Genomic DNA, 15795 nt, shown 5'->3' with positions numbered 1-15795 from the left:
TAGCCGTTCCGGCTGTTGGTCCCTTGCTCCTCCTGGCCAAGATGGTGATCCATCTCCGCATTGAGCGCCCGTTCGGCAAATGCCTTCTTCAATGTATCGAGCAGGCCGCCCTGGCTGAGCGCTGCTGCTGCGTCAGTGCCGGCCAGCAGTTGGTCGAGAATGTCGTTCGGTATCGAGGGTTCTTTGCGTCGTGACATACTGGGTCTCCTTGTTGCCCATTATGCCTCGCCGCACACGAAATTCCTGACAGTCCCACGAACAGAGCTCCTCACCGAAAACCGACAAGCATGTACCATGCTGGCCGCCCTCGACGCCATGCTCGGCACAACCGGCAACCACTTTAGGAAACCCCATCCTGACGGTGTTCAGGGGTACGACGGCAACCGATATTCACCCGTCAGGGCCACCACAGACCACTTCGAACGCCGTGCATCGCGTTGTGGATGCGGTAGAGATAGCCCCGCTCGCAGCCAATTTCGAAGCTCGGCCTCGAGAAAGAGTCGGAGATCCACCGCACCTCTCGGCGACAAATCCCGGGGGCCGCCCGCGATTCCCTCCGACACGGAGCAATAGACCATAGACGGCGTGGAATGCCGGCACACCAGCCCAGCCGGGCAATGGCTCACGATCGGCTGACGCGCGTCACAGCTTGAGGATCGCACGCCTCAGGTCGTCGCCTCCGCTGTCTGCCGCTCCTCGTCCATCAGCAGCTGTAACGTCTGGCGCTCCTCAACCGTGGCGCGGTCACTCTTCAGCAACAGCCTGTCCGGCAAATCAGATGCGATACCGAGGATGCACTCAATCTCCTCAGCAGCGAACTTGTCCTCCGCACTGCACGATCCTGACGAGTTCGCCAAGGTTGAAATAGGTGACTGGGGGGCCTTGGTTTGGCCTCCGGGCGCGGAGTTGGGCGCTGACACCCTTTGGCGCGAAACGCCGTCAGCATCAGGACGTGGCGACGCGCGCGCGTTTCTCGAATGGCGGCCGCGGCATGCCCTGTCACTGTCCAAGGCAGTCGCCTCCCTGGGCGTTTCACGTCGTATGGTCGCCTAGTATTCCAATGGCGAGAAAAGGGTGCCGAAACCAGTTCTACTGGCTTGTCGGGGATGGGACGTAAGCGATGGGATGCACCAAGCCGCCTGACCGCATCACTTGTTTGCCGTGCATCCCGCTGATCAGGGTCGGCTTATTACGAGCTATTCTACAATCTGGCAGGCCTTGAACTTAAAAACGTCGCCCATCCCGGTTTCGATGAGGTTTTTGGCTAGCGCGTCGCTCATGAATATCTTGCTGTATACGGCTTCTTCGAACCAGAGATCGGCCTGATGGATCGGGAAAGGGATGAGTGTTGTTGGGTCGACTGACGGTTTAATAGCTGCTTTCAAGGCGGAGGACGTTGGACATTTCGGCAGCGGCTGGGCGGCACTCAATCTCGCCAAGGTCAAACTGGAAATCGTTAGCTACCATGACGCAGACACGCCGGTGGCGCACGACGCAGCGCCATTGCTCCTTCTCGATGTTTGAGATTATATCGACTATCCCAGCGCCCAGCCCGATTATCTGGAAGCCATTTTGCGCAACGCTATCAATTGGGAGTTCGTCGCGCAAAACTTGGACGGCAGGCGCTCAAGCAGAGCCTATCAGGATTGGTAGAACCCATATTTCGGGATGGCTGTTCAGGCCTGAAGTCGACCACCAATACCTTGCGGGGCCGGCGGCGCGGCTAATCCTGCAGTAGCCGTGGCCCTGGCCCCTCTGCGGCCAGTCGGTCTTCCGGGTTGCGCAAGGGGCAGTCCGCAATGGAGAGGCAGCCACAGCCGATGCAAGACTCAAGTTCGTTGCGGAGTTGCAGGAGGCTCGCAATGCGCTCGTCGAGATATGCCTGCCAGGAGACGGTAAGATCTTGCCAATCCGCCTTACTCAAAGCAATATCTTTCGGCAGCCGCGCGAGATAGTCGCCGATCACGGAGAGTGGGATGCCAGCTCTTTGCGCGATCCGTATCACCGCCACTCGTCGCAAGACCATGCGTGAATAGCGGCGCTGATTGCCCGTGTTTCGCCACCCCTCGATAAGACCCTTTCCTTCATAGAAATGGATGGTCGAAACGGCCACGCCGCTGCGTTTAGCGACTTCGCCAACCGATAGATGGTCCGACTTCGACGGCGTCTTCTTTGGCATGTGATACCTCCAACAGCTCCATAGCGAGGAAAGTGCTTGACCTCAACTATAGTTGAGGAATTATATGTGCTGTCGGCCTGAGCCTCAGGCTGCCGGTGACTCGGCGTCGTCGGCCCACTCCAGGGGGAGCCGACATGTCATCCGCCAGCAGTCGATTGACCGAATATACTCGCCGCCCCACGCCGCTGGTGATCGCCGTTCTCATCCTCATTCTCATCTTCGCGGGCATCTATGCGTGGCGGGGATATCGTTTGTCCGCCGGATCGGTCGCCTATGCGCCGCCGCCTGTCGAAGTATCGACCGTGACCGCCCAAGCAGAAGCATTGCCGCAAACCTTGAACGCTACCGGATCGCTACAAGCCGTCCGGGAAGTGCTCCTCGCATCCGAAGCACCGGGCCGCGTCGATGCGATCAGCTTCGATGCGGGGCAGAATGTGGGCCAGGGTAGCGTGCTTGTCCGGCTGTTCGATGGTCAGGAGCGCGCGGATCGCGCAGCCGCCGTGTCCCGCCTCAAATTCGCGCAAATCCAGTATGATCGTTCGAAGACTTTGGCGCAGACAGGGGCTGAGCCCGAGCAACTCCTCCAGCAGCGTGAAGCGGAACTGTCCCAGGCACGCGCCGCGATCCAGCAGATCGACGCGCGCATAACGCAGAAGACCGTCCGCGCGCCCTTCTCCGGACAAATCGGTCTCCGCCGCGTCAATCTCGGCCAATATCTCAATCCTGGTGATCCGGTGGCGACGCTGACCGCGCTCGACCACCTCTACGTCAATTTCAGCGTACCGCAGCAATTGCTGACCAAGCTGCGCGTGGGCGGAACCGTGACGGTCCGCAGCGATGCCATGCCGGACCGTGAGTTTTCCGCACGGATCAATGCCGTAGAGCCGGTCGTCGGCAACGATACCCGCAACATCTCGGTCCAGGCGGTCATGCCCAATGCGGGCGGCGTCCTGCGTTCGGGTCTCTACGTCACCGTTGATGTCGCGCAATCGCCCCGCGATGGAGCCATTCTCGTGCCCGCGACCGCGATCCAGACCTCCGCATCGGGTGAGAGCGTCTTCCTCGTCAAAGGTGGCAAGGCTGCCCTGGTACCGGTGACGGTGGGCAGCGAATATGGTGAGCGAACGCTCGTCGAGAGCGGCATTCGGGCAGGTGACGTTGTCGTCACCACCGGACAGCTCCGTTTGCAGCCGGGGGCGGCCGTGAAGGTCGTCGCTCCCGCCGCGCCCAAGCCGGCCCGCTAAGGAGAGCGCCCGTGAAGTTCACCGATCTCTTCGTCCGGCGGCCGATCCTGTCGATCGTCGTCAGCCTGCTCATTTTGCTGGTCGGCATCAGCGCGCTGTTCGCGCTTCCCATCCGGCAATATCCCAATCTGCAAAGCGCCACGATCACCGTGGATACCAATTACCCGGGCGCAACCCAGGAGGTGATGCAGGGTTTCGTCACCCAGCCCATCGCCCAGTCGATCGCGACCGCGAGCGGCATCGAATATCTGACCTCGACCTCCACTATGGGCCGTAGCCAGGTCAAGGCCAAGCTGGTGCTGAACGCCGATGCCGACCGCGCGCTGACCGAAGTTCTCGCGAAGGTGCAGCAAGTCAAGTACAGGCTGCCGCAAGGCGCATTCGATCCGGTGATCTCGAAGATCACCGACGGTGCTTCGGCCGTCCAATATATCGGCTTCACCGGTGACCGCTATACGCCTTCGCAGCTATCGGACTTTGTGACCCGCGTCGCGCAGCCGCTGCTTACCTCTATCCCCGGCGTGGCAGCTGCCGACGTTACCGGCGCAAGTCCGCTTGCGATGCGGGTCTGGATCGACCCGGTGAAGATCGCGGCGCGTAACCTTACTGCCGGCGACATCGCCGCAGCGCTCCGCTCCAACAATATCCAGGCGGCGCCCGGCCAGCTCAAGGGCGGGCTTACCGTCACCGACATCACCGCCGCAACCGATCTGCGCAATCTCGACGAGTTCCGTAATATGGTGGTCAAGAGCGGCGCGGATGGCCTGGTTCGGCTCGGAGACATCGCCACGATCGAGATTGGCGGACAGAGCTATGACAGTTCGGCCTGGTCGAACGGTAAGCGCGCCGTGCTGATCGCGCTGACGCCGACGCCCGATGGCAACCCGCTGGAGATCGTCAAGGCGGCAAAGGCGCTGATCCCGCAAATTCAGACCGCGGCGCCTCCAGGCGTAGAGGTGCAAAGCAAGTTCGATGTCGCGCAATTCGTCAATGCCTCGATCGAGGAGGTCGAACAAACGCTGATCGAAGCGATCGTCATCGTCATCGGCGTCATCTTCCTGTTCCTCGGCTCCGTACGGGCGGTGATCATTCCGGTGGTCACGATCCCGCTTTCGCTGGTCGGAACGGCCGCGTTGATGCTGGCTTTCGGGTTCTCGCTCAACCTTCTTACCCTGCTGGCCATGGTTCTGGCGATCGGCCTCGTCGTCGATGACGCCATCGTCGTGGTGGAAAATATCCACCGGCATATCGAAGAAGGGCTCTCGCCGATCGAGGCATCCCTGGTGGGGGCGCGCGAGATCGTCGGCCCCGTGATCGCCATGACCATCACCCTCGCCGCGGTCTACGCTCCGATCGGCCTCATGGGCGGCCTTACGGGCAGCCTGTTCCGCGAGTTCGCCTTCACGCTGGCCGGATCGGTCATCGTATCGGGCGTCGTGGCCTTGACCTTGTCGCCGATGATGAGTTCGGTGCTGCTGAACCGCAAGATGGCCGAAGGCCGCTTCGCCAAGAAGGTGGAGCATGCATTCGACCGGCTCTCAACAGGCTATGCAAGGGCACTCGAACACACGCTCGCGCTCCGGCCGGTCGTGTTGGTCATGGCTTTCGCGCTCCTGGCCGGAACGGTCGTGCTGTTCCTCGGCGCACAGCGCGAACTCGCGCCGCAAGAAGATCAAGGCTATGTGTACACCGCGACGCGTGGCCCTCAATATGCCAGCATCAGTTATAGCGACCGCGTGACCAGCGCCGTCGAAAGCGCGTTCCGGCAACTCCCCGAATATGCTGGTAGTTTCTTCAGCAACGGCGTTGACGGCCAGAACATCGGCTTTGGCGGCATCATCCTGAAAGACTGGAAAGATCGTTCGCGCGGAGCGACGGAAGTTCAAGGCCAGCTCTATGGCGCCGCCAACTCCGTTCGCGACGCAACCGTCACGCCGTTCCAGCCCGCCGCCCTGCCGGCCGCGAGCGCCGGGCTGCCCTTCCAGATGGTCTTGCGCTCGCCCGGCGATTTCAGCGCCATTTATCAAGACATGCAGGCGTTGAAGGGCGCTGCCTGGAAGAGCGGCCTGTTCCTGTTTGTCGAAAGCGATCTCGCTTTCGACAACCGTTCAGCGCGCATCCGTATCGACGCGGCAAAGGCTGGCGAGGTTGGCGTCACCATGCAGGCGGTCGCTGATACGCTTGCAACCCTGATCGGCGAGAACTACGTCAACCGCTTCAACTATCATGATCGCTCATACGACGTCATTCCGCAGGTGCGTGCTAAGGATCGGCTGACGCCGGACAAGCTCGGGCAATTCTATGTTCGTTCAAAATCCGGCGAGATGATCCCGCTTTCGACCGTGGTGACGGTGGATGTGAAGCCCAGCGCCAATCGTCTGCCCCAGTTCAACCAGATGAACTCCGCCACGCTTTCGGGCGTACTGGCGCCGGGCGTGACGATGGGACAGGCCGTCGCCTTCATGGAGGCCCAGCCGCACGCGCCCGGCGTGAAGATCGACTGGCTCGCGGACAGCCGCCAATATGTCCAGGAGAGCAACCGTCTGACGGTCTCCTTCGGCTTCGCGCTGATCGTAATCTTCCTTGTCCTGGCCGCGCAGTATGAAAGCTTCCGCGATCCGCTGGTCATCCTCGTGACAGTGCCGCTCGCCATATGCGGTGCGCTGCTGCCGCTCTATCTGGGCTTCACTACGCTCAACATCTATACCCAGATCGGGCTGGTGACGCTGATCGGGCTGATCTCGAAGCACGGTATCCTGATGGTCGCCTTCGCCAACGACGTGCAGCGGCACGAAGGCAAGGATCGTGCCCAAGCGATCGTCGAGGCCGCTAGGGTCCGGATGCGGCCGGTGTTGATGACCACAGCAGCGATGGTGGCGGGGCTGGTGCCTCTATTGTTCGCTGGCGGTGCGGGTGCCGCGAGCCGGTTCGCGATCGGGATCGTCGTGGTGATGGGCATGCTGGTCGGCACGCTGTTCACCCTCTTCGTCCTTCCCACCTTCTACACCTTGCTGGCCCGCGATCACCGCGCGCACGCGCAGACCGAGCGGGAACTGGCCGGACGCGACGTGCCCGGCGACAGCGCCGCCCTGGCTGGAGCATGATCCTCATGAAGAACAAAACACTTGTCGCGCTCCTAGCGAGCGCCTCGGTTTCGGCCTGCGCTGTGGGACCGAACTACACGCCGCCCACGATATCGGCGCCCGTCAGCGCAGGCTTCGTCAATACCGCGCCCGATACAGCTGCAGGCGGCGAACCTGACACCGAATGGTGGCGCATCTATGACGATCCGGCGCTGAACGCGCTGGTGGCCCAGGCGCTTGGCGCCAATACGGACCTGCGGGCCGCTATCGCCAATCTCAAGGCGGCTGACGCGGTGGTGTCGGAGGCGCGAGGTGCGCGGCTGCCGCAGACGACACTCAGCGGCAACGCCACCTATGGCCGTTACCAGTCACCGCTGTTCCTGCCCGGCGATCGCTTTTCGTACGGCGGTGGTGCGCAACTCTCCTACGAGGTCGATCTGTTCGGCCGCGTATCGCGGACCATCGAAGCGGCCCGAGCGGATGCGGATGCCCAAGCTTTTGCAAAGGCAGCGGTGCAGGTTCGGGTGATCTCGGCGGTCACCGATGCCTATCTTTCGGCCTGTACGGCAACACAGGCAATTGCAACCTTGCGCTCGTCGATCGATCTCAGCGCCGACAGCGCCCGCATCATCGGGCTTCAGGCCCGTGCGGGATCGGCCGCCACCCTCGATGTTGCGCGCGCCGAAGGGCAGGCGGCAGAAGCGCGTGCCGCGCTGGCGCCCGTTGAGAATGCCCGCAAATCATCGCTGCTCGAACTGGCGGCGCTGCTCGGCCTGCCCCCCTCGCAGATCCCGGAAACGGCTACGCGTTGTTCTGGACCTCCACAGTTGGGGCATCCAATCTCGGTCGGCGACGGTGCGAGCCTGCTGCGCCGAAGGCCCGATGTTGCGCAGGCGGAACGCACGCTTGCGGCCGCAAGCGCCAGGATCGGCGTCGCTACTGGCGACCTCTATCCGCGCATCAGCATCGGCGGTTCGGTTAACCAATCGGGCGGCGAAGGTATCAGCCAGAGCCGCGGGTTCAGCTATGGCATAGGACCGGTCCTGTCTTTCTCGTTCCCCAACATCACCGCTGCGCGAGCCCGCATCCGTCAGGCCAAAGGGCGCGAGGAGGCGGCGCTGGCGACGTTCGACGGCACGGTCGTGACCGCGCTCAAGGAGGTCGAGCAGGCGCTGAGCGACTATGGCGCAGCGGTCAGCCGCCGCTCTGACCTCGTCACGGCGGAGGCCCGGGCGGACCAGGCGTTCCGCCTTGCCGACCAGCGTTACCGCGCCGGGTCCATCGCTTATATCGATGCCATCGTCGCCCAGAGCGAACTGCTCCGGTTGCGCCTTGCCCGCACGCGGGCCGATCAGGATGTCGCTTCCCGTCAGGTCGGGATATTTCGAGCGCTCGGGGCCGGATGGTCGAACCCACAGGCGGCGCCATTGCCGCAAACACAAATTTCCAAGTCCGGAGTCTGACGTGAAGAAGACAATTGCATGGTCGAGATTGCTGAACCTGGCTCTGATCGCCTTCTTCCTGCTCGGGGCGTTCATGAACCTGTTCGGTCCCGCCTCTATTGCGCAGGATTTTGCGAAGTGGGGCTATCCCGCATCGTTTCGATATGTGACGGGTGGTTTGGAATTGGTGGTAGCGGGACTCCTGTCCGTGCGGCGTTATCAGATGCTCGGCATTTTTTTGGGCGGCACTGTCATGCTTTCCGCCCTGCTCACACTCATAGTCAATGGAGAAGGGTTGCATGCAGCGGCGCCGGCCGTCGTGCTTCTGGCATTCTACTTGCTCTTGAAAACGCGGTCACCCAAGAGATGAATAGCTCACGTTATGCGACCCGGCTGCTAATTCCGACAGAGCCCGCCAATTTAACCAAATCCAATGGTAATTTCCCAACATTATTGCCCTGTTTCCAATCTAGATGCCGTAATGGGCCGGCGTCTCCAAGGTAGCCAAGTGGGTGGCTGTCCCTCAGAATGATGGTGTTGGAACGAGGTCCGAGCGATCGGCCTCAAGCATCATGAGAGGAACAGCCATGGACTCGATGTCTCTCTGAAAGAGAGCAGCGTTTGCGTGGTGGATGCGAAGGGCAATGTGGTGCGCGAGGCAAAGGCGGCCAGCGAGCCTGAATGCTGCAGGTCCGGGACGGCAGGGAGCGGCTCCTTGCGGACACCGCCCGCGTCACCTTGGCGCTCTTTGCGCTGGCGCAGCGATATGCCGCCTTTGTGCATGCCGAGGCGTTGGATGATCGCTCGCGCCCTAGCGAATGGACGATTCAGCCACATTCCCATAGCGAACTAGTCCATATCTTTGTTATCGGTTCAGGTGGCGGCGCGATGCAGGCGGACGGCAAGGAATTGTGCTTCTCCGCACCCTGCATGATCTTCGTGCCGGCGATAGCGGTACATGGGTTCGACTGGTTGCGCGATACCGAGGGATCTGTGCTGACCATGGCGACCCGCTATGTCGGCGAACAGGCCCGGCACGACCGGGACCTGCTGGGCCTGTTCGAAAGCCCGAGCGCAGTGAAATTGTCCGAGCGCGAAAGCGGCCGGATAGCAATGCTGACCGACGACATCATGCGCGAGTTCAGCTGGTCCGCGCCCGGCCATCGCTCTGCCGTCGATGCGGCAATCCAGTCCTTTCTGGTGCTGGGCCTGCTTCATCTGGACCCCGAAAGCCGTGTACGTCCCACGCCCGGCATGCATGCCGCGACGGTTGCCCGCCTACGCGAACGCATCGAGCAACGCCTTCGGTTCCGCGAGCCGGTGTCTGGCTATGCCTCCGCGTTGGGGCTGAGCCAAACCGCGCTGCGAGTGGCCTGCGCGAAGGTGGCGGGGCAGTCACCGGGCCAGATGTTAGACGCGAGGGCGTTGCTGGAGGCGCGGCGATCGCTCATTTATTCCAATCTTCCAGTCGCCGCGACAGGCTTCTCGCTCGGCTTCTCTGACCCAGCGTATTTCTCGCGATTTTTCCAAAGGAAGATGGGTATGTCCCCTCATGAATTGGTCGTGTCCCATCTGATGGTGTAGCTCGGCGGTAGCGGAGCTGACCGGCCGCGCGCTCACCACATGCGCTGTAGCGGCCGGTCAGCTTCGCGGGTGGCCATCGGTGATCTTCGGGTAGGTTTGGGTTGCGACACTCGAACCGACGGAGATCCCGATGACCGACGACATGATGAGCATTCAAGCCTTGTTGGGGAAGAGCAGCGACAGCGATTTTCTGCGCGAGATGATCGGCTTTGCCGCCGAGCGGCTGATGGAACTGGAGGTGGGGGCGCTGACCGGCGCGGCCTATGGCGAGAAGAACGCCGAGCGGCTCGCCCAGCGCAATGGCTATCGCGGGCGCGACTGGGAGACGAGGGCCGGCACGGTCGAGCTACGCATCCCCAAGCTGCGGAAGGGCAGCTACTTCCCCGGCTTCCTCGAACCGCGCCGGCTCGCCGAGAAAGCGCTGACCGCAGTGATCCAGGAAGCCTATATCCAGGGGATCTCGACCCGGTCGGTCGACGACCTGGTCAAGGCGATGGGCGCAAGCGGCATCTCTCGCAGCCAGGTGAGTCGGCTGTGCCAGGAGATCGACGAGCGGGTCCATGCCTTCCTCAACCGGCCGATCGAAGGCGACTGGCCCTATCTCTGGATCGACGCGACCTATGTGAAGGTTCGCCGGGCCGGCCGCATCGTCTCGGTCGCGGTGACGATCGCGATCGGCGTCAACAATGACGGTCGGCGCGAAGTGCTCGGACTGGCGATCGGCGCGTCGGAGGCCGAGACCTTCTGGACCGACTTCCTGCGCGGCCTGGCCCGGCGCGGTCTGCGCGGCGTCAAGCTCGTGATCTCCGACGGGCATGAGGGCATCAAAGCCGCCGTCTCGCGTGTGTTCAGCGCCAGCTGGCAACGCTGCCGCGTCCACTTCATGCGCAACCTGCTGGCTCACTCCGGCAAGAGCGGTCGGCGGGTCGTCTCGGCCTTCGTCGCCACCGCCTTCGCCCAGGAAACGCCTGAAGCAGCCAGAACCCAGTGGCGCCAGGTTGCCGACCAGCTGCGTCCCAAGATGCCGAAACTGGCAGCGCTAATGGACGAGGCCGAAACCGATGTGCTCGCCTACATGACCTTCCCCAAGGATCACCGCACCAAGCTGCACTCCACGGATGAGATGGACAAGACCTGCCGCAGAAAATTGTGCTATGCAGGTGGTGCGCGGGCGACTCCGTGACGAAGAGCGGAACCCAGGCTGCGAGTTCCGTCAGGCCGCCTTTTCACAGCCCTGCCGGTTTGGAGCGTCCGCGCACCTTTGGCCTTGTCTCCCACTGGGCAACGAACTGCTCATAGGCCTGCTCGGCATGGCGGGCGATATCCATTTCCTGATCGCGCAGTGCCTTGACGTTGTAGGCGTAGGCTGGGCCGGGTTTGTTGCCTTTCTTCTGCGGTTTTCCGGCCTTGAGTTCCATGGCCCGTCGCTTGTTGGCGATCAGCGCAGGACGCGCCCAACGATAATCGGTCTGTTTGGTCAGCAGATGCCAGCACAGAACCGTCAGCTTGCGCGCCAAGGCGACGGCCGCCACTTGATGGCCACGCTTGGCCCGGATGCGGACGAAGAATGCATGCAGCGGCCCAGGCGTTTTGGCGGCCGCCCATGCCGCCTCGACCAGCATCGCTCTGGCGTGGCTGCGGCCGACCTTCCTGATCCGCCCATGGTGGGCCGCTCCAAGCCCCGACTGGCGCACCCGCGGGTTGAGGCCGAAGTAGCTCACCAGCTTTTGCGGGCTCGAGAAGCGGTTGATGTCGCCGATTGCCGCCACGATCCCCGCTGCCACGGTCAGGTTGATGCCCGTGATGGTCAGCAATCTGGCAATCGCGTCATCGTCGAGCGCGTCGCCGGCGATCTCCTTGTCGATGGTCGCCAAATCATCGGTCAGCCGGTCGAGCTCGCGGATGTGCCGTTCGATAGCACCACGCTCGTCTTCTGGCACGGGCTGGCGCAAGAGCCAGGCACGGCCAACACCGCTGAACAGGTCGGCATGCGGACAGCGCGGGATCAGGTGAGCGTGCAGGATGGAATGCACTTCGTTCTTGATCCGCGTACGGTGTCGGACGCTTTGAAAGCGCCGCGCTGCCAGGCGGCGCATACGCTCCGTCGCCGCATCAGGCGTCCAGATCTCAGGTAGATATCCGGCAGCGTAAAGGCTGGCCAACGTGCCCGCATCGATCTTGTCGGTCTTTACGTGCGCGTGGGCGATCGCCTTCACCTGAAGCGGATTGGCGATCACCACTCGGGTCACGAACGGCGAGAGCACCCGCGATACCGCCATGCAGTTGCCCGTTGCCTCGATCACGACCTCGTCAGTAGATCGCAGTCCTTTGCCGAAACCCTCCAGCGCCGGACGGGTCATATCGACCCGTCCGGCATTCCTGAGCCGGCCTTCTTCCCAAATCACCACCTCGCCAAAGGTCCGGTGGATATCAATGCCAATGACGCGTCGCATAAGCGCCTCCTGTCAGCCAAAGTGACGGGAGCGGCGGGCGACACGACAACTACGGATCCGCGCTCGCAGCGCAACCGGGTGAGTCGCAGAGGCGGCCAGCTACTAACGCGAGCTCGCAGCTCATGATGTACATCGGCCTGCCCGCACATTCGTGCTCCCGGTGCCTCTGTCCCGGATGGTCGCACCATATGCCGCAACCCGTGAGTCGCAGAAGGAACTTCGGCACCGACATCCTCATACCGGTTACCAACCCGCTCGACCAACCCGCTCGAACGGCTCAACGGCGAGATCAAGCGGCGAACCGATGTCGTGGGCATCTTCCCCGACGAGGCTTCGATCATCCGGCTGGTCGGCGCCATCCTGCTCGAGCAGAATGACGAGTGGGCAGTCCAGCGAGCCAGATACATGACGCTGGAAAGTGTTTCGCAACTCAGCGATGATGCGCTCGTCTCGCTGTCAGCCATGGCAGCCTGATCAATCCGGCCTGGCCGGAGATCGCCGTGACAACGCCGGCGAAGCTACACCACGCGTTGGGACACGATCCATGAATTCCGTGAGAGAGGCAGCTTTAAAAAGGGCGCGCCTGTTGTGAGGCAATGAAATTGGATATGCTCTTGGGGGTTCTCGTGACGGCGGTGCAAAAAGTGCCGCTAAGCAAGTCATTGAAACATAGCCATAAAAGCCGCAAGAAAATTATAACTCATTGATATTGTTGTGCAGCGAGGTTTCTCGACCTTCAGCCGGCGGTGTGTAGGGTCTTTCCTGGGAGGGCCGAGTCGTGGATGCGCCGTTTCGACAATATCTTGGCTGGGAACGGTTTCCGGAGAATTTAACCGAACCCGAAGTCGCGCATTTCTTTTCGCTTTCCGAGGATGATCGGCGAGCCGTCCACCGCCGCCGGCGACCGTTAAACCGGTTGGGTGTGGCGCTGCAGGTTGGTTTTCTGCGGCTCACGGGAGCGCCACTCAATTCCGTGGAGATGATTCCGTCGCAAGTGCTGGCTCATCTCGGCGCCGAGCTTGGGATTGCACCGCCCCGGCTTACCTCAATCCGCGCGCTTTACCGCCGCCACCGCACGCTGTTCGAGCACCAGGACGCGGCAAAACAGGCGCTGGGTTTGCGCGACCTCACCGAGCACGGGGAACGCGCGTTGAATGGCTTTCTGCGGCGCGAGGCCAGCGACAAATTCCTCGTGGACGAGTTGGAACAAGCCGCGCGCGCATGGCTCCGTGATCACCACTATGTCCAGTTGCCAACGCGACGGCTGAGGAGTTCTGCATCAGGCGCCCGGCGCCATCACGATGGCGGCCTGTTGGCCGGCGCGGTAGCCGCAGTGGGGATGGAACAGACAAAGGCCTGGCCGCTTGAGCTGTCGGAGACAATGCCAAACGGCAAGACGCGGTTGGAATGGCTTCGAGACAGTCCCGCGTCCCGTAAAACCAAAGGCCTCGCCAACCATATCGCGAAGATCGATTTTCTGAAGAAACTTGGGGCCGATAGGCTCCAACTTGGCTTGGCGGCCGGAATGCTGAAGGCCCAGGCAAGATCAATGCTCTACCGCAAGCCTGCGACGCTCAAGCGGATGCGCGGTGAGCGAAAGACCATTGAAATAGCCTGCTTTCTGCGCTTGCAACTGCTGCGTCTCACGGATGACGGTCTTGGGATGATCGACTACCGGATCGCCGATCTCTGGCGTCAGGCCCGAACCCGCGCCGAGGCGGCGGTCGAGGACGAGCTGCGCCGACATCAAGCGTTGGTCTTGCAATTGGCAAGCCTTGTCGATGACGAGAACACCTCCGCTTCCGTCGTGCGCGACCAGATGCGCATCATGTTGGCACCGTTCCTGCCGGCCGGCGCGCACGGTCCATCCACGAAGGTTGGCCGGGTCCGGCGGGAACTGGCGACGGCAGGCAGAGGTGCGAGTGAGTTGCTGGGCGCGGCGGCGTCGATCAGCCTGGATCTACCGTCGACGCACCCGCTTGCGCAGGCACTGGCGACACTGAACCGGGTGGCGGCTTCGGAAATGGGGCGATTGCCGGAAGGCACCGCCAATCCATTCGGCCGGACGTGGGCGCTCCTCATCGATCAACCGGACCGCGAGGCCGCCTTTGGCAGCTATAGGGCGGCGGCGCTCATGCTGCTCAAACGCTCTCTCCGCAATGGGCAGGCTAGCGTCGACCACAGCCTGGAACACCGTGCCCCTGAGGACCGCCTGATCCCAAAGGCGCAATGGCAAAAGGAACGAGCACGGTTCGTGCGAAACCTCGCGGTGTCAGCCAAGCCGGAAGCGACCATCCGCTGGATCAAGGATGAACTCACGACCGCCCTGAAAGCCATCGATGCGGCGGTATCGAGGGGCGATATCCGGATTGAAAACGACCGATTGGTCGTTCCAAAACTCAAGGCGGCTCCCGAAGACGAAAGGCTCAAGGGCATTCGCCGCGAACTGTTCGCCGGCGTCGGAAAGATCCAGTTACCGGACTTGCTGATCGCCATCGATGCCACCACGCACTTTTCCTGGGCCCTGTTGGGCAGGTCGCCCCGAAGCGAGCATGAGCTCATAACCCTCTACGCGGCCCTGATCGCCTTGGGTTCCGATCTGACTGCCGCCGACATGGCGCGCATGACGCTCAATATTGAAGCCGACGCAGTCGGCGAGATGATGCGCCGCATCGAGGCAAATGGTCGATTGCCGGCGGCCAACCGCTTGGTGCTTGATCATTTCAGGACGCTTCCAGTCACAAGGCTGTGGGGAGGCGGAATTCAGGCATCGGCCGACATGATGAGCCTTGATGCAACCCGCCGTCTCTGGACAGCCCGCCATGATCCGCGGCGGCGCACTCCGGCAGTCGGAACGTACACCCATGTGCTCGACCAGTGGGTGATCCTGCATGACCAGGCCGTCGTTCTGAACCGACGGCAAGCCGGGGCCGCTATCGAAGGGGCTCTTCGCCACGAAGCCGTCGATCTCCACCGTGTCGCGGTGGATACGCATGGCCACACACATTTCGGCATGGCGCTGGCCAATCTCGTGGGGTTTGATCTCGCCCCGAGGCTTGCCGGGATGAATAAACGCAAGCTCTATCTCCCACGTGGCCTCGATGTACCTGCCAGCTTGCGGCCAATTGTGAGCGAGACCGTCTCAACCGGCGCCATCACCCGGGGATGGGATCCGCTCCTGCGGATTGCGGCATCGACCAAGAGTGGCTGGTGTTCGGCGACCTACGTTCTGGACCGCTTTGGCAGCGCCGCGCGGGGCGATGAGGCGTTTCAGGCAGGGGATGCCTTCGGCAGGCTGTTACTGACCCGCTTCCTGGGCGCTTATCTCGGCGATCCGGCGTTCCGTGGGATGAACGACGCTTTGCTCAGCCAAGGCGAGTCGGTCCACACCCTGCAGCGCGCGATCTATTCCGGGCCGATCGGCGCACGGCATGGCCGCACGCCCGAGCAAATGGCCGCGATATCATCAGGCCTGACACTGCTTACCAACGTTATCATGACGTGGAACGCGACCCGGATCGGTGAGATTCGAGCGCGAATGCCGGACACCTTTCCGGATCATCACATCATGCACATCGCCCCCAATGCGCACGAGCATATCAACACCAAAGGCGTCATCACCATTGACGTTTCACCACACCGGGATCGGCTCCTGGGCGAGAAACCGCCAGTGGCCGCGATCAGGAGCGTAATATGAAAAACCTCCGTAGTGTGGAATATCAACCACTTACGGGGACGAAGTCGGAGTTATATGAACAAAGTCAATGGGTTGCTTAGCGGCACTTTTTGCACTGCCGTCACGAGGACCCC

8 protein-coding genes and 5 pseudogenes are annotated in these 15795 nt (G+C 62.2%); 10 read left to right on the top strand and 3 right to left on the bottom strand.

Annotation, left to right across the window (positions count from 1 at the left end; genetic code table 11):
- Positions 1-197: pseudogene (locus DM806_RS01980) on the bottom strand (IS256 family transposase); the annotation flags it as partial.
- A 1156-nt stretch (positions 198-1353) separates the two neighbouring features.
- Between DM806_RS01980 and DM806_RS01975 the strand changes: the two are divergent.
- Positions 1354-1653 (top strand): annotated as a pseudogene (locus DM806_RS01975) (Fe-Mn family superoxide dismutase); the annotation flags it as partial.
- Between the two features lie 70 nt (positions 1654-1723).
- Here the strand turns inward: DM806_RS01975 and soxR are convergent.
- Positions 1724-2179, bottom strand: a complete 456-nt coding sequence (gene soxR, locus DM806_RS01970; protein WP_179041594.1) for a redox-sensitive transcriptional activator SoxR — start codon at positions 2177-2179, stop codon at positions 1724-1726.
- A gap of 134 nt (positions 2180-2313) precedes the next feature.
- Between soxR and DM806_RS01965 the strand changes: the two genes are divergently transcribed.
- The 7 genes and pseudogenes from DM806_RS01965 to DM806_RS01935 all read left to right on the top strand — a co-directional run.
- Positions 2314-3423 carry an efflux RND transporter periplasmic adaptor subunit gene (locus DM806_RS01965; RefSeq protein WP_179041593.1) on the top strand — a complete coding sequence of 370 codons (1110 nt, stop codon included), beginning with the start codon at positions 2314-2316 and terminating at the stop codon, positions 3421-3423.
- Between the two features lie 11 nt (positions 3424-3434).
- Positions 3435-6527: an efflux RND transporter permease subunit gene (locus DM806_RS01960; RefSeq protein WP_179041592.1), complete on the top strand. Its 3093-nt coding sequence runs from the start codon at positions 3435-3437 to the stop codon at positions 6525-6527.
- Positions 6528-6532: 5 nt separating this feature from the next.
- Positions 6533-7969, top strand: a complete 1437-nt coding sequence (locus DM806_RS01955; protein ID WP_218647302.1) for an efflux transporter outer membrane subunit — start codon at positions 6533-6535, stop codon at positions 7967-7969.
- A 1-nt stretch (position 7970) separates the two neighbouring features.
- Positions 7971-8318, top strand: a complete 348-nt coding sequence (locus DM806_RS01950) for a DoxX family protein (protein ID WP_179041590.1) — start codon at positions 7971-7973, stop codon at positions 8316-8318.
- A gap of 186 nt (positions 8319-8504) precedes the next feature.
- Positions 8505-8630 (top strand): annotated as a pseudogene (locus DM806_RS27735) (IS110 family transposase); the annotation flags it as partial.
- The gene (locus DM806_RS01940; protein ID WP_179041589.1) at positions 8630-9532 is read left to right on the top strand and encodes a helix-turn-helix domain-containing protein; all 903 of its coding nucleotides are present in this window, start codon (positions 8630-8632) and stop codon (positions 9530-9532) included. The pseudogene DM806_RS27735 and the gene DM806_RS01940, both read left to right, overlap by 1 nt.
- Positions 9533-9662: 130 nt before the next feature.
- A pseudogene (locus tag DM806_RS01935) lies at positions 9663-10664 on the top strand (IS256 family transposase); the annotation flags it as partial.
- 94 nt (positions 10665-10758) lie between these two features.
- Here the strand turns inward: DM806_RS01935 and DM806_RS01930 are convergent.
- Positions 10759-11967, bottom strand: coding sequence for an IS110 family transposase (locus DM806_RS01930; protein ID WP_179041595.1), 1209 nt, complete (start codon positions 11965-11967; stop codon positions 10759-10761).
- A gap of 267 nt (positions 11968-12234) precedes the next feature.
- Here DM806_RS01930 and DM806_RS01925 point away from each other — a divergent pair.
- Together DM806_RS01925 and DM806_RS01920 are read left to right on the top strand one after the other, a co-directional pair.
- Positions 12235-12459 (top strand): annotated as a pseudogene (locus DM806_RS01925) (transposase); the annotation flags it as partial.
- 304 nt (positions 12460-12763) lie between these two features.
- Positions 12764-15682, top strand: coding sequence for a Tn3 family transposase (locus DM806_RS01920; protein WP_179041561.1), 2919 nt, complete (start codon positions 12764-12766; stop codon positions 15680-15682).
- The last annotated feature ends 113 nt before the right edge of the window (positions 15683-15795 follow it).

Origin of the sequence: Sphingobium lactosutens (assembly GCF_013393185.1) — a bacterium.
Classification (GTDB): domain Bacteria; phylum Pseudomonadota; class Alphaproteobacteria; order Sphingomonadales; family Sphingomonadaceae; genus Sphingobium; species Sphingobium lactosutens_A.
The sequence above is the reverse complement of the archived record's forward strand: the minus strand, read 5'-3'. Positions and strand labels throughout refer to the sequence as shown.